Origin of the sequence: Corynebacterium sp. HMSC08A12 (genome assembly GCF_001807485.1) — a bacterium.
GTDB classification, from domain to species: domain Bacteria; phylum Actinomycetota; class Actinomycetes; order Mycobacteriales; family Mycobacteriaceae; genus Corynebacterium; species Corynebacterium evansiae.
Genome location: NZ_KV789165.1, coordinates 45426 through 63786 on the forward strand (window position 1 = coordinate 45426; position 18361 = coordinate 63786).

Annotated in this window: 14 protein-coding genes; 9 read left to right on the plus strand and 5 right to left on the minus strand. The window is 64.6% G+C overall.

The annotated features are described in order from the left end of the window. Positions 1-414: 414 nt before the first annotated feature. Positions 415-987 carry a GNAT family N-acetyltransferase gene (locus HMPREF3166_RS00580; protein WP_070487233.1) on the minus strand — a complete coding sequence of 191 codons (573 nt, stop codon included), beginning with the start codon at positions 985-987 and terminating at the stop codon, positions 415-417. A gap of 44 nt (positions 988-1031) precedes the next feature. Next, a complete protein-coding gene (locus HMPREF3166_RS00585; protein ID WP_049049892.1) occupies positions 1032-2453 on the minus strand; it encodes an FAD-dependent oxidoreductase in 1422 nt (473 codons plus the stop codon). A 315-nt stretch (positions 2454-2768) separates the two neighbouring features. Between HMPREF3166_RS00585 and HMPREF3166_RS00590 the strand changes: the two genes are divergently transcribed. The 9 genes from HMPREF3166_RS00590 (at position 2769) to HMPREF3166_RS00630 (ending at position 12803) form a co-directional block, all read left to right on the plus strand. Beyond that, positions 2769-4484, plus strand: coding sequence for a nitrite/sulfite reductase (locus HMPREF3166_RS00590; RefSeq protein ID WP_070487234.1), 1716 nt, complete (start codon positions 2769-2771; stop codon positions 4482-4484). 3 nt (positions 4485-4487) lie between these two features. After that, positions 4488-4697 carry a hypothetical protein gene (locus HMPREF3166_RS00595; RefSeq protein ID WP_005296957.1) on the plus strand — a complete coding sequence of 70 codons (210 nt, stop codon included), beginning with the start codon at positions 4488-4490 and terminating at the stop codon, positions 4695-4697. 245 nt (positions 4698-4942) lie between these two features. Continuing rightward, positions 4943-5743, plus strand: a complete 801-nt coding sequence (locus tag HMPREF3166_RS00600) for a phosphoadenylyl-sulfate reductase (protein ID WP_070487235.1) — start codon at positions 4943-4945, stop codon at positions 5741-5743. After that, a complete protein-coding gene (gene cysD / locus HMPREF3166_RS00605; RefSeq protein ID WP_070487236.1) occupies positions 5740-6654 on the plus strand; it encodes a sulfate adenylyltransferase subunit CysD in 915 nt (304 codons plus the stop codon). Before HMPREF3166_RS00600 ends, cysD begins: the two co-directional genes overlap by 4 nt. Continuing rightward, positions 6654-7913, plus strand: a complete 1260-nt coding sequence (locus HMPREF3166_RS00610; RefSeq protein ID WP_035004789.1) for a sulfate adenylyltransferase subunit 1 — start codon at positions 6654-6656, stop codon at positions 7911-7913. The genes cysD and HMPREF3166_RS00610 overlap by 1 nt, the downstream gene beginning before the upstream one ends. Before the next feature lies 1 nt (position 7914). Continuing rightward, positions 7915-8742: a sirohydrochlorin chelatase gene (locus HMPREF3166_RS00615; protein ID WP_070487237.1), complete on the plus strand. Its 828-nt coding sequence runs from the start codon at positions 7915-7917 to the stop codon at positions 8740-8742. A gap of 68 nt (positions 8743-8810) precedes the next feature. Next, entirely contained in the window at positions 8811-9857 is a 1047-nt protein-coding gene (locus tag HMPREF3166_RS00620; protein ID WP_168160714.1) for a sulfite exporter TauE/SafE family protein, read from the plus strand. 155 nt (positions 9858-10012) lie between these two features. After that, positions 10013-11470: a phosphate acetyltransferase gene (gene pta, locus HMPREF3166_RS00625; RefSeq protein WP_210383902.1), complete on the plus strand. Its 1458-nt coding sequence runs from the start codon at positions 10013-10015 to the stop codon at positions 11468-11470. Positions 11471-11591: 121 nt separating this feature from the next. After that, the gene (locus HMPREF3166_RS00630) at positions 11592-12803 is read left to right on the plus strand and encodes an acetate kinase (protein WP_070487238.1); all 1212 of its coding nucleotides are present in this window, start codon (positions 11592-11594) and stop codon (positions 12801-12803) included. 574 nt (positions 12804-13377) lie between these two features. On the opposite strand, the gene HMPREF3166_RS00635 is transcribed toward HMPREF3166_RS00630, so the two are convergent. From HMPREF3166_RS00635 to HMPREF3166_RS00645, 3 genes are read right to left on the minus strand one after another with little or no spacing between them, the layout of a single operon-like run. After that, the gene (locus HMPREF3166_RS00635) at positions 13378-15852 is read right to left on the minus strand and encodes a serine/threonine protein kinase (protein ID WP_070487239.1); all 2475 of its coding nucleotides are present in this window, start codon (positions 15850-15852) and stop codon (positions 13378-13380) included. Then, the gene (locus tag HMPREF3166_RS00640) at positions 15842-16927 is read right to left on the minus strand and encodes a transporter substrate-binding domain-containing protein (protein ID WP_070487240.1); all 1086 of its coding nucleotides are present in this window, start codon (positions 16925-16927) and stop codon (positions 15842-15844) included. The genes HMPREF3166_RS00635 and HMPREF3166_RS00640 overlap by 11 nt, the downstream gene beginning before the upstream one ends. Next, positions 16927-18339, minus strand: a complete 1413-nt coding sequence (locus HMPREF3166_RS00645) for a hypothetical protein (RefSeq protein WP_070487241.1) — start codon at positions 18337-18339, stop codon at positions 16927-16929. The genes HMPREF3166_RS00640 and HMPREF3166_RS00645 overlap by 1 nt, the downstream gene beginning before the upstream one ends. Between the last annotated feature and the right edge of the window lie 22 nt (positions 18340-18361).

Consider the following 18361-nt stretch of genomic DNA (forward strand, 5'->3'; position numbering starts at 1 on the left):
GGGGTGCCGGAAAGCAGCGGCGGGGTGCCGGAGGGGATGGGGGAATGTCGCTAGAACGGGAATACGCGCCGCCCCGTGGGGGTAATTCTCCGTTGGGCGGGGTAAATGTCGCCAGATCGGGAATACGCGCAGCCCCGTGGGGGTAATTCTCCGTTGGGCGGGGTAAATGTCGCCAGAACGGGAATACGTTAATAGCAATGAGTGTCGAAAATGTAAAACTGCAGGTCAGGGGCTTGTGAAAAATCGAGGAGGCCAGCGCGCGCTGACGTATTCACGTTCTAACGACATTCACCTCTCCACGCGCGGTTGAACCGCGGTGGAGAGGTGACGCGGTAGAAAAAGTGCGCCGAGGTCGCGGCGGAATTGGTGGCGAAGTAGCGGCGGGGTGCCGGAAAGCAGCGGCGGGGTGCCGGACTAGAGCTCCAGCTCCATGGTGACGTGGGGGATGCCCTCCTCGTCGAAAGGCTCGCCAACCGGCTGGAAGCCGAACTTCGCGTAGAAGTCCTGCGCCTGTGTCTGGGCGTTTAGGGAAACGCGGGCGACCTGGGTGGTCGGGTCTAGCGCGGCGGCGCGCCCCTTGCAGACCTCCAAGGCCTGCTCCATGATCTGGGTGGCGATGCCGCGCCCGCGCACATCCTGGGCTACACACATGCGGCCGATGTGCTGATCCTCCGGCTTGCCGTACACGCGCGCCGTGCCGACCAGACGCAGGGGAGAGCCCGGATCCGGCTGGCCGAAGGGATACTCCGGGCCACTGCCAGGGTGAATGTAGGCCAGCACGTGGTGGGTGTTCGGATGCGGGTCGATGTCATCGATCTCCGCGAAGGGAGTCTGCTGCTCGTGGACGAACACGTCCACGCGCAGCTTGTACAGCGGGTGCAGCTGCTGGGCGGGCATCGCTAGCAGCGCGCGCCCGGTGAAGTGAACATCCGGGAACTCGGCGGCGCCAGAGGCTGAGCTGGCGGCGGGGGAGGGGGTGTTGGCCACAGTCTTCGGTGTCCTTGCCTAGTGTCTTTGCAGAGAGTCCGTATTTAGACGTTCTTGCCCTGGGAGTGGTGCAGCATCTCGTCCCACTCGCGCACCTTCTTGCGCTCGCGGCCCTCGGCCTCGCCGAGCTCGCGCTCGTGCTTATCCAGGCTGTACCAGCCCTCCCACGTGGTGTGGGCGATGCCCTTCTCCTCGAGGAAAGCCTCGACGGCCTCCAGCTCCGGCTTCTCCGGGTTAAAGCCGATGCCGTTGGCAGCGTCCTCCAGCAGGTTGGCGACGGTCTCGTTGGCGTCGCCCTTCGTGTTTCCGATCAGGCCGACCGGGCCACGGCGGACCCAGCCGGTGGTGTACACGCCGGGCAGGCGCTCGCGCTTCTCGGCCTCCGGGTCAGCGGAACCCGGAACGCCCGCGATGCCATCGGCGGTCGGACCCTCGGTGAGCACGCGGCCACCGACGTTCGGCAGCACGTTCTGACGCTCATCCCACGGCAGGCCCGGCTGCTCGTCGGACTTGTAGCCCACGGCGCGGTAGACCGCGCCGACCGGCCACTCGGTGAGCTTGCCGGTGCCAGAGACAGAGCCATCGCCATTGAGCTCGGTTCGTTCGGTGACGAATGCAGTGACGCGGCCTTCGGCGTCAGTCTTAACCTCAACCGGGGACTCGAAGAAGTGGATGTACAGCTTGTGAGGAGCGCCCTTCGGGTCGGCGATGGCGTACTGCTCCAGGCGGGTGCAAACCATGTCCTGAATCTTGGACGCGCGGCGGGCCTCCTCGGAACCCTCGTCGTACTGGATGTCCTCCGGGTCGATAACGATCTCGATCGTGTCGGAATCGTTGAGCTCCTTCAGCTCCAGCGGGGTGAACTTAGCCTGCGCCGGGCCACGGCGGCCGAAGACGTGGATCTCCTTGGCCTGGTTCTCCTTCAGGGAATCATAAACATTGTCCGGGATCTCGGTGACCTTCAGCTCCTCGCCGGTCTTGGCCAGCACGCGGGCGACGTCCAGGCCGACGTTGCCCACGCCGACGACGGCGACGGAGTCCGCGGACAGATCCCACTTGTCCTCGAAGTACGGGTTGGCATCGTAGAAGCCAACGAACTCGCCGGCGCCGATGGTGTGCTCGCCGCCGGGGATGTTCAGCGGACGGTCGTCGGTGGCGCCCGTGGCGTAGATAACCGCATCGTAGAACTGCTTGAGCTCGTCAACGGTGACGTCCTTGCCGACGTTGATGTTGCCGAACAGGCGGATCTCGGGCTTGTCCATCACCTTGTGGAGGGACTTGATGATGCCCTTAATACGCGGGTGGTCGGGGGCAACGCCGTAGCGGATCAGGCCGAAGGGGGCCGGCATGCGCTCGTAAATGTCGACGCTGACGTCGGCCTCAGACTTCGTCAGCGCGTCGGAGGCGTAGATGCCTGCCGGACCGGAGCCGATGACTGCAATGCGAAGTGGGCGATTCTCGGGCATGTCAGGTGCAAATCCTTCTTGTTCGGGTTGTACTTCGGTTATTGGGTAAACCGCGGTGTTGAGCTCGCGCGGTGCGTTTTGTTGCTGCTCCGCGTGAACCGCATGAAGCGTTCGAGCTGCTCATGAATTTACACATTCTAATGTAGCGAAAATCCACGCAGGGTCGCTAAATCGGGTCACTGCGGGTAACTCCCCGAACTATAGACAACTCTGTCTAGAAAAATCAACATTTCGCTTGAATTTGTGTCGGATCCCATCTAGGCTGAACCGGACAATGTAGACAGACAGATCAGTCTAGATGGAATTTGAGGCACCATGACCACCGGAACGACCACCGGCACCACCGGACCGACCGCTGAAAATAAGCCAGCGCGCCCGCGTCGCAAGAAGCAGCGCAAGCCCCAGGGGCAGTGGGCTGTGGACGGCCGCGAGCCGCTCAACGACGACGAGCGGGTCAAGCAGGAAGACCCCGGAATTAGTGTGATGCAGCGCATCCGCGACATCTACTCTAAGGAGGGCTTCGACTCGATCCCCGCCGAGGACCTCGCCCCGCGCTTCAAGTGGGTCGGCATGTACACCCAGCGCAAGCAGGGGCTGGACGGAGAGAAGACCTCGACCCTGACCAACGCGGAACTGCAGGACAACTACTTCATGATGCGCATCCGCCTGGACGGCGGCGTGGTCAGCTCCGCTGGCCTGCGCACCATCGGCGAGATCTCCGAGAAGTACGCGCGCAACACCGCCGACTTCACCGACCGTCAGAACGTGCAGCTGCACTGGATCCGCATCGAGGACGTCCCGACCATCTGGGACGAACTGGCAAAGGTCGGCCTGGATTCCTTCTTCGGCTGCGGCGACGTACCGCGCGTGATCCTCGGCTCCCCGGTTGCGGGCATCGCCAAGGATGAAATCATCGACGGCCGCCCGGCCATCGAGAAGATCAAGAAGGAACTGCTGCCGGACCCCGAGTTCGGCAACCTGCCGCGTAAGTTCAAGTCCGCGATCTCCGGCCATGCCCGCCAGGATGTCACCCACGAGATCCAGGACCTCGCTTTCATTGGCTCCGAGCACCCGGAGCACGGCCCCGGCTTCGACGTCTGGGTCGGTGGTGGTCTGTCTACCAACCCGATGCTCGCCCAGCGCCTGGGCGTGTGGGTGCCGATCGACGAGGTGCCGGAGGTCTGGGCCGGCGTGGTCCGCATCTTCCGTGACTATGGCTACCGCCGCATGCGCAACCGCGCCCGCTTGAAGTTCCTGGTGGCCGACTGGGGTGTGGAGAAGTTCCGCGAGGTTCTGGAAAACGAGTACCTCAAGCGCCCGCTGCTGGACGGTCCGGAGCCGGAGGAGTACCCGGGCTACCGCGACCACGTCGGCCTGCACGAGCAGAAGGATGGACGCTTCTACCTGGGCGTTAAGCCCACCGTCGGCCACACCGACGGCAAGCAGCTGCAGCAGCTGGCGGACCTGGCGGAAAAGCACGGCACCACCAATATCCGCACCACCCCGGACAAGGAGCTTTTGTTCCTGGATCTGGAGCGTAAGTCCGCGGAGGCCCTCGCCGCGGATCTGGAGGAGCTCGGCCTGTCCGCCAAGCCCTCGGCCTTCCGCCGCGACATCATCTCCTGTACTGGCCTGGAGTTCTGCAAGCTCGCGCACGTCGTCACCAAGCAGCGCGCCATCGCCCTGGTGGACGAGCTGGAGGATCGACTGGGCGACCTCGACGTTCCGCTGAAGATCAGCCTCAATGGCTGCCCGAACTCCTGTGCGCGCACCCAGGTGGCGGATATTGGCCTGTCCGGCAAGATCCTCACCACCGACGAGGGCGAGCGCGTGGAGGGCTTCCAGGTGCACCTCGGCGGAACCATCGGTCTGGAGCCGCACTTCGGCAAGAAGGTGCGCGGCAACCAGGTCTTCTCCAAGGATCTGGGCGACTATGTGGTGCGTGTGGTGGAGAACTTCAAGTCCCACCGCACCGAGGGTGAGGAGTTCCGCGATTGGGTTGTTCGCGCCGACGACGAGCTGCTGGTGTAGCCGATGAGTGTTCCGGATAAAGACTCTCTGCCCAGTGTGAACGAGCAGGTCGGAGGCCGTGTGGGCCATCCGAATGCCCGTCGCGCGACGGTGAACAACTGCCCCTACTGCATGTCCCAGAACTTGTTCCCGGACGCGGAGACCGACAACGCCTGGCAGTGCCGCGAGTGTATGCGGGTTTTCTCCGTCAAGTTCCACGGACAGCTGTTGTAGCTGACCTTTTATTGACGCCCCTTCGCCCCCGCCTCTTGAGGGGCCATTCGTGGCCTTTGTGCAGGTCGCGACGGTGGGGCGTCACAAAGAATCCCGAACCCGGTTGTAGGAATGGACAGATTGGTCTATTGTGGTGGAAACCAGAGCAGACCGATCGGTCTGTCTAGGGAATAACCAAGAGTTCCCCCGAGTTCTTAAGAAGCACACTTCGACAAACCAAACATCAACCCCGAGAAGAGGAGCTCATGAGCCTGGTAGATGCGACCGGCCTGCTCGGCGGGAATTCGGATGACTTCCGAGACCCAGCCGAGAGTCCGCAGGGCGCGCCAACCAAGACCACGCCGCTGAGTGACGAGGAGCGAGCAGCCAACGAGCAGCTCGTCGCCGAGTGGAACGACAAGCTAGAGGGCGCCAGCGCCGAAGAGATCATGGAATGGGTAGCCGAGCACGTACCTGGCAAGGTTGCCGTGACCATGTCGATGCAGGACACCGTCCTGGCCGAGCTGGCGGAAGGCCGCCTGGCGGAAGACCGCGCGGAGCTGGTCTTCCTGGACACCGGCTACCACTTCGCCGAAACGCTGGAGACCCGCGACAAGGTCCAGCAGCGCTACAACCTGCCGCTGGAGAACATCACCCCGGTCCTCAGCCGCGAGGAGCAGGACAAGGTCTACGGCCCGCGCCTGTATTCCCGTGACAACACCGCCTGCTGCCGCATGCGCAAGGTCGAGCCGCTGGCGCGGATGCTGAACCCCTTCAACGCCTGGATCACCGGCGTGCGCCGCGTGGATAACGCCCTGCGCGCCAACACCCCGGTGCTGGACGTGGACCGCACCGGCCGGCTGAAGATCAACCCCATCGTCGCCTGGAGCGACGAGGACGTGGAGACGTATATCAACGACCACGACCTGATCATCAATCCCCTGACCAAGCAGGGCTACCCGTCGATTGGCTGCGAAACCTGCACCCTGCCGGTTGCCGAAGGACAGGACCCCCGATCCGGCCGCTGGGCCGGCTCCAACAAGACAGAATGCGGACTTCACACATGAGTAATGAAAACACCCCCGCCCTCTCGCCGCACCTGGCGAGCCTCGAGGCGGAAGCAATCGAGATCCTGCGCGAAGTAGCAGGCCAGTTCGACCGCCCCGCGCTGCTGTTTTCCGGCGGCAAGGATTCCGTCGTGGTCCTGGAGCTGGCGAAGCGCGCCTTCCACCCCGCACCGGTTCCCTTCGAGCTGGTGCACGTGGATACCGGCCACAACTTCCCGGAGGTCATTGAGTTCCGCGACAAGATCGCCGCGGACCCGAAGGTAACCCTGCACGTCGCTGCCGTCCAGGACTGGATCGACAGCGGTGCCATCCAGGAGCGCCCGGACGGCACCCGCAACCCGCTGCAGACCGTGCCGCTGGTGGAGACGATCCAGAACCGCGGCTACGACGCGGTGCTGGGCGGCGCCCGCCGCGACGAGGAGAAGGCCCGCGCCAAGGAGCGCGTGTTTTCCGTGCGCGATAGCTTCGGCGGCTGGAACCCGCGCCGCCAGCGCCCCGAACTGTGGGGCTTGTACAACGGCCGCCACCAGGTGGGCGAGAACATCCGCGTGTTCCCGATCTCCAACTGGACCGAGGCCGACGTGTGGGACTACATCCGCGACCGCAACGTCGAGGTCCCGGCGATCTACTACTCCCACCAGCGCGAGGTCTTCAACCGCAACGGCATGTGGCTAACCCCGGGCGAGTGGGGTGGCCCGAAGGAAGGCGAGGAGCTGGTCGAGAAGACCGTGCGCTACCGCACCGTCGGCGACATGAGCTGCACCGGCGCCGTCCTTTCCACCGCCACGACCATAGAGGACGTGATCGACGAAATCCGCCAGTCCACCACCACCGAGCGCGGCGCCACCCGTGCCGACGACAAGCTCAGTGAGTCCTCCATGGAGGATCGCAAGAAGGAAGGTTACTTCTGATGTCCACCAACCTGCCGACCCTCCGCCTGTGCACCGCCGGCTCCGTTGACGACGGCAAGTCCACCTTCGTGGGCCGCCTGCTGCACGATACGAAGTCCATCCTGGCCGACCAGTACGAGTCTGTAGAGCGCGTCTCCAATGCCAAGGGCCTGGAGAATCCGGACCTCTCGCTGCTGGTCGATGGCCTGCGCGCCGAGCGCGAGCAGGGCATCACCATCGATGTGGCCTACCGTTACTTTGCCACCGATAAGCGCAGCTTCATCCTGGCCGACACCCCGGGGCACGTGCAGTACACGCGCAACACCGTCACCGGCCTGTCCACCTCGGAGCTCGTCATTGTTCTGGTTGACGCCCGCAATGGCGTGATCGAGCAGACCCGTCGCCACCTGACCGTGGCGGCGATGATGAAGATCTCCCACGTGATCGTGGCCGTCAATAAGATCGACGCGGTCGATTTCAGCGAGCAGGTCTTCAACGACGTGAAGGCCGACGTGGACGCGCTGGTCTCCGAGCTGGGCCTGGCGCACGTCGACGTGATCCCGACCTCCGCGCTGCTGGGCGACAATGTCGTTGAGCGCAGCCAGAACACTCCCTGGTACACGGGCCCGTCCGTGCTGGAGATCCTGGAGACCACCGAGCCGGCGAAGAACATCGCCGATGTAGAGCGCGGCCTGCGCTTCCCGATCCAGATCGTCATCCGCGACCACGCCACCGACTACCGCGGCTACGCCGGCCGCATTACCGCGGGCAAGGTGTCCGTCGGCGATAAGGTGCTGGCCGATGGCCGCGAGGCGATCATCGAGGGCATCGACGGCCCGGCAGGAGAGCAGCAGACCGCCACCCGCGGCGAGTCCGTCTCCCTGCGCCTGGACCGCGACATCGACCTGTCCCGCGGGGACATCATCGCCGCCCCGGACCTGCCGGAGCCGCAGCAGTCCTTCACCGCGACGGTCTTCCACCTCTCCGAGTCCCCGGTGCGCCTGCGCAGCAATGTGCTGGTGCGCTACGGCACCGCGCTGGTGCGCGGCCGCGTGGACGAGGTCGTCCGCCGCGTGGACATCTCCGGCCGCAACCGCAGCGAGGAGGAGATTGCCCACGGTGGCGCTGACGAGCTGGCCCTCAACGACATCGCGGAGGTGCGCGTGACGGTGGCCGAGCCGCTGCCCGTCGAAACCTACCGCCGTGGTGGCCGCGTTGGTTCGCTGCTGCTGATTAACCCCGGTAGTGGCGACACCCTGACCGCAGGTCTGGTGAACTAGCATGACTTGGCCGGCACCCATCATCTGCTTGGCGCATGGATCCCGCCACCCGCAGGCGGACCAGGCGGTCTTCGAGATCGCCGAGCGCATTTCCGAGAGCACTGGGCTGCCGGCCTTCGCCGCTTTCCTGGACTTTCCCCCCGCCACCCTCACGACGGTCGCCCACCGCGTCGTCGCGGCGGGCTACTCGGAGGCGGTGGTGGTTCCTTTGCTGTTCACGCAGGCTTTCCACGCTCGCTTCGACGTTCCTGCCGCGATCGCCGAGGCCGTTGAGTCTATTGACGCCACCTCGTCCGCCGGCCTGACCCTCCACCTCACTGAGGGGTTGGGAACCGGTGCGGACATGGAGGAGCTGGTCGCCGACTTCACGGCCCAGTACCTCGCGGAAAGTGTGAACTCTGGCACCGCGGGCGGCGCGAGCGCTGAAAACGCCGTACGAACTGGCACCGCGAGCGCTGAGAACGCTGACGCCGCGAACGCCGTAGACAGCAGCGTGGACAAGCTCGCGCTGTACTCCGTGGGTTCCAGCCAGCCGGGCGCGAACGAGGCCGTCGCCGAGTTCGCCGGCCGCGTTGGCGCCCGCCTGAACATGCGCAGCACCCGCGCCTTCGTCGCCACCGGGGACAACCCGGGCCGGGACACGGAGGCGCTGTTGGAGTTCGCAGACGAACGCACCGTCACCGTCCCGCTGTTCGTCAGCCCCGGCTTGCTCTGGGACAAGGCTAAGACCCGAATGCCTAACGGCCGGAAGTGTACGCGCCACCTCGGTGACGCGGTAGCTCCGGTCGTCATCAACCGCGCCTGTCGCGTCCTGCAACAAGCGCACTAGCCCTTCTACCCCTCACAACAAGTTTTCCCTCACGGATAGCCTCTCACAGACAGCAAGGACTAACCCCCATGAAGATCTTGATTTTTGCCCTCGTCGGCGTGGTCGCCCAGTTGGTCGACGGCGCGCTGGGCATGGCATTCGGCATCACCGCAACCACTCTGCTGATTTTCTCCGGCCTGGGCCCCGCCCACGCCTCCGCCGCCATTCACCTCGCGGAGGTTGGCACCACGCTGTTCTCCGGCCTGTCGCACTGGCGGCTGAAGAACGTCCACTGGCCGACCGTCCTGGCCCTCGGCGTACCGGGCGCCATCGGCGCGTTCACGGGTGCCTATGTGCTCAGTAACCTCTCCACCGAGGCAGCCGAGCCAGTTGTGTCCACCCTGCTCGTGCTCCTCGGAGCCTATGTGCTGGTGCGCAGCGTGGCCGTGCCGTGGAAGAAGAATGAAAACACCCAGCCGGTATCCACCACCCGCCGCTCCCGCTTCGGCCTGGCAGGCCTGGGCCTGGCCGGTGGCTTCCTGGATGCCTCCGGCGGGGGCGGCTGGGGACCTGTAACCACCTCCACCCTGATGAGCGTGGGCAAGGCCGAACCGCGCCGCATCATCGGCACGGTAAACACCGCCGAGTTCCTGGTCGCCGTTTCCGCCTCCGCAGGCTTCGTTGCCGGCATGGGTTCGGAATTGGCAGAAAATTGGCAACCAGTCGTCGGCCTGCTGGTCGGCGGAGCCATCGCCGCCCCGATCGCCGCATGGATCGTAACCATTATGAAGCCAGAAGTACTTGGCGGCGTGGTCGGAGCCCTGCTGATGCTGCTGAACTCCAGCCGCCTGGTGAACTACTTCGGCTTCCTCGGTGTGGTCGCCGTCATCCTGATCGGCCTGGCTGTGATCGTCGCCCTCGTCGTCGTGCGCAAGCGCTCCCTGCTGGAACGCTCCCTGACCGGCGACGATGTACCGGAAGACCCCAGCAAGCCGCCGCGGACAGCGATGCGGAGTCCGCCGAGAGGCGGGCAAGTGGGCGTCACTACGAAGAAGAAGGAACGAACGTACAACAGCGCGAGAAAGAGCGCGCCAGGGGGTAGAGCGAGGGCGAACCTTCCGTGCGCGCCTCGCTAGTACGGGGCTGCCAAGGCACAATGGAAGTGAAGTGGAACTCCATTGAGGAAGGTATGTGAGCTGTGTCTATCGCGTCGTCTATCGCGCCCCAAGGAACTGGCACGAACGCCGTCATCTCGCCGATAGCGAGCGCCGCCGCGCGCCGCTCCGACATCTTGGACGCACTGGGGGAGGCAGAGGCAGTCGACATCTTCGACACCATCCGCCCCTCCGCGCCCGACTTCGCCGCCGCCCTCGACGCGGCCTACGACGCTAAGGTCGGCGCCGGAGCCGCTGCCGGTGCTGGCGCCGTACTGCTCGGCACCGGCGAGATCAACTTCGACTCGCGCCTAGCCGCCGCCGCGGGTGCCTCCCACTACCTGCTCGCGGGCAGCCCAGCCGACGACACGGCGCTGCAGTTGGCCTCCGGACAGCTCGTGCGCTCGGGCCGCAAGCCCGCCGGTATTTCTTTTATTGACGCCACCGCCTCCGCAGCTGCCGCCGCAGCCAACGCCGTCGAGGCGGAGGGGCAGGCGATTCGCCACATCGCGCTGGAAGGCATCGCGGAGGCAGCAGCCGGCGGGGCTGATGCTGGTGCGGGGGCTGGCGGGGCTGGGAATGCCGCGGGGGCGAGCGCCGCGAAGGAGCCCGTGATCGGCCCCGAGCTGTTCGAGCGCAACCTGCTGATCAAGGCCCGCGAAAAGAACGCGCACATCGTGCTGCCGGAAGGCGAGGACGACCGCATCCTCACCGCCGCCGACCAGCTGCTGCGCGCCAAAGTGTGCCAGCTGACCATCCTGGGCAACCCGGACGACATCGCCTGCCGCGCCAAGGAGCTGGGGCTGGACCTTTCCGGTGCCACGCTGACCGACCCAGCCGAGGGCAACCAGTTGGAGGAGTTCGCCGCCGAGTTCGCCGAGCTGCGCAAGCACAAGGGCATCACCCTGGAGCAGGCGCGCGAGACCATGCAGGACATCAGTTACTACGCGACGATGATGGTTCACAAGGGAATCGCCGACGGCATGGTTTCCGGCGCGGCCCACACGACCGCGCACACCATTAAGCCCTCGTTCCAGATCATCAAGACCGCGCCGGGTGCCTCGGTGGTTAGCTCCATCTTCCTGATGGTCATGGACGGCGTGCTGTGGGCATTCGGCGACTGCGCCGTGAACCCGAACCCCACCCCCGACCAGCTGGCGGAGATCGCTGCCGTGTCCGCGCAGACCGCCGCACAGTTCGGCATCGAGCCGAAGGTGGCGATGCTGAGCTACTCCACTGGCACCTCCGGTGCGGGCGCGGACGTGGAAGCCGTGGCCGCCGCCGTGAAGAAGGCCCAGGAGAACAACCCAGACCTGCCACTCGACGGGCCGCTGCAGTTCGACGCCGCAGTGGTGGAATCCGTCGGCCAGAAGAAGCTGCCGGGCTCTGACGTGGCCGGGCAGGCAACCGTGTTCGTGTTCCCGGACCTGAACTGCGGAAACATCACCTACAAGGCGGTCCAGCGCACCGCCGATGCACTGGCCGTGGGGCCGATCCTGCAAGGCCTGAACAAGCCGGTGAATGACCTCTCGCGTGGCGCGACCGTGCCGGACATCGTGAACACCGTGGCGATCACGGCAATCCAGGCCAACTAGCCGGAAGGCCGGCGGCCGTGGCGCGGGCCGAGAGTGTGCAGGCGCTGACCGGCGGAAGCCAAACCGCCGGCCGAGCGGCAAACGGCACCAACAGAAGAAGAGAAAAGAACAGAGAAGAAAAGTGACCAAGTACGTACTCGTCCTCAACTCGGGCTCCAGCTCTATCAAGTTCCAAGTCCTCGACCCGGAAGCAAACGCGACGGCGGACCCATTCGTCTCCGGCATTGTCGAGAAGATCGGTGAGAAGAAGGGGCACATCCAGATTCAGACGGAAACGTCGAAGATGGAAGACAATCGCCCTATCCTCAGCCACTCTGTTGGCCTAGAACGTGCCTTCGGCATGATGACGCTACTGGGCGTCGGACCCCAAGACCTAGACCTGGTAGCAGCAGGGCACCGCGTGGTTCACGGTGGCGCGACGTTCACAGAGCCCGTGCTCATCGACGACGAGGTGATCGAGCAGCTCAAGGAGCTCATCCCGCTGGCGCCGCTGCACAACCCCGCCAACATCGACGGCATCGAGAATGCCCGCGCGTTGCTGGAGCACGTGCCGCACGTGGCCGTGTTCGACACCGCGTTCTTCTCCACGCTGCCGGAGCATGCGGCGAACTATGCCATCAAGAAGGACATCGCCGACGAGTACAACATCCGCCGCTACGGCTTCCACGGCACCAGCCACGAGTACGTGTCCTCCAAGGTGCCGGACCTGCTGGGCAAGCCCGCCGAGGAGGTCAACCAGATCACCCTGCACCTGGGCAACGGTGCTTCGGCCGCCGCGATCCGTGGCGGGGTGGCTGTTGATACGACGATGGGATTGACGCCACTCGCCGGCCTGGTGATGGGCACCCGTTCCGGCAACATTGACCCGGGCATTATTTTCCACCTGGCGCGCTCCGGCGGGATGACGGTGGACCAGGCGGATAAGCTGCTGAACCGCGAGTCCGGTCTGAAGGGCATGGCTGGCGTGAACGACTTCCGCGAGCTGAAGACCTTGATCGAGGACGGCGATGAGAATGCGCAGCTGGCTTACGACGTGTACATCCACGCGCTGCGCCGCTTCATTGGCTCTTACATGCTGATCCTCGGTGGCGTGGATGCGATTGTGTTCACCGCGGGCGTGGGCGAGAACGCAGTGCAGGTGCGCCGCGATGCTATGGCTGACCTGCAGAACTTCGGAATTGAGATTGACGAGGCGCGGAATGAGAACTCCGAGGGGATCGTCGGCGCGCGGGAGATCTCTACGGACGATTCCAAGGTGAAGGTGTTCGTGGTTCCGACGAATGAGGAGCTGGCGATTGCGCGCCAGGCGACGGAGCTGGCCGAGCAGCAGTAGAGGGGGGGCCGCCCGAGCAGCAGTAGGGGCCTGCTCCAGCTGGCATTGGCCGGTAGGGGTGGGCTGGCCGAGCAGCGGTAGGGGCCTGCCTGGGCGCTGGGTTGCTCCTTGCTGCCCCTGCCCCCTGCTGGGGCTGAAATGTCGTTAGAACGGGAATGCGTGCCTCGCCGGGCGAAAACGCAGGCTCGCCGGGCGGGGCTTTGTGCCCCTGCTGGGGCTGAAATGTCGTTAGAACGGGAATGCGTGCCTCGCCGGGCGAAAACGCAGGCTCGCCGGGCGGGGTTTTGTGCCCGCTGGGGCTGAAATGTCGTTAGAACGGGAATACGTTAATGCAGATAATTTGCATTAATGTAAAAGTGCAGGTCAGGAGCTTGCGCTTTGTGGAGACTGTATTTGCGGCTTCATGGATTCCCGTTCTAGCGACATTTGCCGCTCAGGGGAGGGGCGGAGTGCGGGGCGTGGCGTGGGATCCAGGCGCGCAGCTGGAATGGAAAGTCGGGTGCGCAGCTGGAATGGGAGGGCAGGCGGGCCTTGCGACCAGGCGCGCAGCTGGAATGGGAAGTCGGGTGCGCAGCTAGAACCAGGTGCGGGGGCGGATCTGGTTGGCCATGTCCACCAGGTCATAGCGGTGGCGGGCGAAAGGAGCCTGGCGAGCCAGATGGCGCAGGCTAGCTTCCAAGCCGGTGCGCAGGCCGCGCTCGGTAAATTGCACGTCGAACAGGGGAGCCGCCGCTGCCTTCCGCTTGACCTGAGAACCTTCGCTTACCCTGGATGTAGAAGCTTCGTTTGCCCTGGCTGTAGAACCACGATTTGCCCTGGTCACGGCACCGAGCTTGCGCTTGTCCTTGGACTTGCGAGAGCCCGCCACGCCGTCCGGGTCGTCGCTAGCGCCACGCAGCCAATTCAGACCCGCGCTCAGCACTGCGATGCGAACTTGCGGCAGGCGCGGCTCGTTAGTCGGCAGGGTCTCCAAACGTCTAGCCGCACGGCGGATGCGGGACTCGGTGAGGCTATTGGCGTCAGAAATAAGCAACAAGATAGAAGTCAACCGTGCCAGACGATTGTGCCGCGAGGCCTGCGGCAGCCGGTCCAACGCAGCCACCGCCGAATCGACCATACCCTCCGCGCGCAGCTGCCTGGCCAGGCCAAACGCGCTGGAAACAGTGGACTGGTTCGTAGCCCACACCAACCCGTAAAGGCGCATGGCGTGGAAGCGCAGGGAAACCGGATCCAGCGTGACGTGCTCCCAGCTGGGCACCCCGGTGTAATCCTTAACTGGCAACTTCTGCGCATAAGCCAGGGCAGAAGCGGCGCGGGAGACGTGCTCGCTCAGCAGCTTCGTAGAGTTCACGCCCTGTTGCTGCAGCAACAGCTCGTCGGTGGCGGCCAGCGCCAGCTTCGGGGCGGGCTCACCAGGCAGAATGTACAGCACCCGGTTGAAGAACTTCTGCGCGTCCGCGAACTGCCCCGTCAGCAGCGCCGCCACCCCGGAGTGCCACTGGAAGCGCCAGTCTTTCTCCAACCGCGGCTTCAGCTCGTCCAGCAGATTGTGGGCCTCGCGCGTCTGGCCCACGTCCAGCAGCGCACGCACCATCGTCAGCGGAATCTCCACGGAGTGCTTCAGCTCCGGCTGGGCATAAGCAGCGCGCAGGGTATCCAGCAGGTCCCCGGCCTCGGTGAAGCTGGTGGCGGAAAGCAGGCCATACCCCGGGTCCTGCGAATCGGCCAGCGGGGTGGGAAGGGCGCTGACAACCTCCGGCACGGAGATCTCCACGGAGCGCACCACGCCGTCGACCAGCTGGTCGGTGCGGAACACAATGTGCTTGGTGCCGAACGTACTACGCTGCGCGGTGAACCGGGTGTAGAGGTGCGGGTAGTGGCGGCCGTCGCGGATAGCCAGGATCTCCCGCAGCACGCCGATCAGCTGGTTAGCCATGGCGGTGGCGGAGCTAAAGCGCGCCTCCGGATCCTCGTCCGTGGCCCGCAGCAACAGGCGGTACAGGGACAGATACTCGCGGAACAGCGGTTCTTCGTCTGGGGTGGGCAGCCTCGAGGCATACACTCCGTTTTCCACCGGCAGGTTCACGATCAGTGCGGCCAGGGTGCGGCCGACGGTGTAGATGTCGCTGGCCACGGTCGGTCCGGTCTTGGCAATCTCCGGGGCCTGGAAACCCTTGGTGCCGAAGATGTGCCCGAACGCGCCGATGCCTGTCACCGCACCCAGGTCGATCAGCTTCACCTGGTCCTCGGTGATCAGGATGTTGTCCGGCTTCAGGTCGTTGTAGACCACGCCGCGGGAGTGCAGGTAGTCCAGTGCGGGCAGGATCTCCAGGATGTAGCCAATCGCCACGTCCAGATCCAGCACCCCGGCCGACAGCTTCCGCCGCTGCCCGCGCAGCGATGGCCCGCCGACGTACTCCATCACGATGAAGCCGCCGGGGGAGCGTGGGTCGTCGATGAAGTTGAAAATCTTCACGATTCCCGGGTGCGTGATGTCCGCCAGGAACGCCCGCTCGGATTCCGCGACCGCGCGTTCTTGCTCGTTTTCCGTGGCCATCATGCCTTTGAGCACCACGTAGCGGTCGGCGACGTTGTGGTCGATGGCGATGTACACCCAGCCCAGACCGCCGTGCGCGATGGGGCCGAGGATCTCGTACTGGCCTGCGATGATGTCGCCGGCCTTCAGTGTCGGTGCTTCCACGCCTTTCTCGATCGCTGCGCTGGGGTCAATGACTGCGTCTTCCGGGTTCGTCGGCGGGATGAACGGAAGTTGCACCATGCCGTCGGCCACGGAGGCGCCGGAGCGGTACGTGCCGCGCCTCTTGCGGAACGTCGATAGCGCCTCGATGCGCGAGCGCTCGCCGGAGTCCACGGCGTTCGCCGGGTTACCCACGGGTTCGGTGTGCTGCACCGTCGCGTCTGTGTCTTCGTCGTCGGCGAAAGGGTCGAATTCTACGGCCTCGGTGTGTTCTTCTGGTTCGCTGTCGGCGAAGGGGTCGAATTCTACGGCCTCGGTGCGCTCTTCTGGTTCGCTGTCGTTATTCTGCATTGCCGTTCGCCTCCCTTCGCCGGATCTTGTTGAGTTCCTTCGTCTCTTCCTCGGTGCGGTACTTAATCGGTAGTGATGACGCCGGCCCTAAGTAGTCCGCCAGCCACGTGTCATAGAGGTTCCTCCACGTTCCGTCGCGCCGAATCCTCTCCATGGTGGAGTTCACCTGCATCACCAGCCCGGTCGTATGCTTTGGGAATCCCGGCGGGGAGATCACCACCGAGTAGTAGCTCGTCTCCGGCGCGTCGGCCACCAGGGTTGTGTAGGGATCCTGGGCTCGCAGGCCGGTGAGGATCGCGTCATCCGTATAGATCGCATCGGCCTGGAAGCGCTGCATGGCCATGAGGCAATCAGTCCATGCCTGCGTCAGCAGCAGCCGCCCCACGTCGTATTGCTTGATGCGCACCGCGGAGGTCGAGTCGCGCGTCACGCACACTGTCTTATTCTGCAGGTCGTCGAAGCTTTGGATCTGCGAGTCGCTCAACACCAGCAGGCGCGAATGAACCTGCAGGTAGGGGATGGAAAACTCCAGTTTCGATTGGCGGGAAAGCGTCGGCGACATTGTGCGCACCACGATGTCCACGTCGCCGCTCTTGAGCGCCTCTGCGCGTTCGCGGCTTTCTACGTAGCGGAACTCGATTCTGTTCGGGTCGCCGAAAATGTCGCGTGCGATCTCGCGCGCCAGGTCCACTTCGAAGCCCGCGACGTCGCCGGAGACCGGGTCGCGGAAGCCTAGCCGGTTCAGGGATTGGGCCACGCCAACCACCAGACGACCCCGGCGCATGATTTGCGGCACGCGCTCCTTCGGCTCGCGGGTATCCGGCTTGATAGAGCCAAACGGCTCTTCGTCGCCAGTGTTGTCGATGTTTTCATTCGAATCCGATGCGGCGTCACCGTCACTAGGAACCTCGTCGGGCTGTACATACGTCGCGCCGTAGGGCAGATCGTCGCTGGAATTGTGCTGTACGGAAGGCCATTCCGGCAGGCTGGGGTTTTCCGTGGCGCAGGCCGAGGTGAGGGCGATGGCCGCGACCGTCAGCGCGGCGACTACAGGCTTGAACGCTTGCTTTCTCATTAGAGGAACTCCTGTAGTCGGGGCCTAGTGCCAAAGAAGACGCACAGTGCGGAGAGCACTGTCAGGGCCAGTACGAGGTTGGTCACGCGGCCGGCGGCGGTGCGGCCTTCCACCAGGATGTCGCGCAGTTCTTCGCGGGTGCTGCTGATGAGCTCCTGCATTTCGTTGTCCACGACGGTGTAGTCGGACGTATCTTCATCGGCGGCGCGCAGGTCTTTCTTTCCATCCTGCTTTTCCTCGCTGACCTTCGTGTCCAGCGCCGCGGCCAGCGCTTCGGTGTAACGGCCATTCTTCAGCTCGGAGACCATCTTCGCGTGCGATTCGTCCCACGAGCGCAGCGCTTCCCGGGCGGTATCGATGCGCTCGGGGTGGCTCACTTGGTTGCGCAGGCCTTCCAGCTTGCTGTCGATGTCCGCCATGGCATCCGAGAACTCCTGCTGCCGATCTTCGCCGTAGTCGCGCTGGATCAGCCCCAGCGCTTCCTGGGTGCGCGACTGCTGCACCGAGATGCGCACTGCCGTGAGCTGCTCGAGTGGTCGCACGGTGCCTTGCACGTCTTGGTTACCCGCGTGCCACGTCAGGGCAGCGCTTATTGACGCCCATACGAGGGCGAATAGCATAAGCCCAGTAGCCGCCACATATCCCAGGTTGAGGCGCCTATTGGTCAATGCTGCGAGCCAGAATTGGGCTATCACCAGCATGATGATCGCCGCCACGATGCCGGACAGTGGGAACCACAGGGGAGCGGAGAGTTTCGCCTGCTGGGTGGAGACCTCCTCTGAGGTGCGGGAGTAGAGCTCCTGGGCGGCCGGCAGCATCGTGTCCTGCATCAGCGTGGAGGCCTGGGCCAAGTAGGAGGCGCCGACGGGGTTGCGCAGACGGTCGTGGGTTTGCGCGTTGGACATCAGCTTCACGTACTCCGGCATGGAGTTCTGGATCTGCAGTACCAGTTCCATTTCCCGGGACTCGATGTTGTCGATGCCGCTGGTGGCGCGGATCAGGGAGGTCGAGGCGCTGGACATTGCCGCGTCGTAGTCCCGGGTGGCGGCGTCGGTGGTGGACTTGCGCAGGAAGCTGGTGGTGGCCACGGAATCGGCCACGGAAAGGGAGTTGAAGAGTTCCTGCGCCGCATCCGACAGCGGCTCCGTTTGGTTGACCAATGTATTCAGCTGTGCTTGGCGGTTCTGCGAGCTGTAGACCATTGCCCCGCCCGCGGCGAGAATGGCCAAAACCAGGATCGTCGAGACGATGGTGAGAAGGCCGGGGGAGGTGGAGGCGAACTTCAGGAACCGGCGCGGGGCTTCGAGCGCCGGGTTCACAAACCCCTTGAACGAGCTGCCTCGACCGGTGGGGTGCTCATCGCTGTCCATCCACCGGTCTGCCTCGAACGCAGTCACTGGGGGCATAGCCATAAAGTATATACAGCCTAAGTAA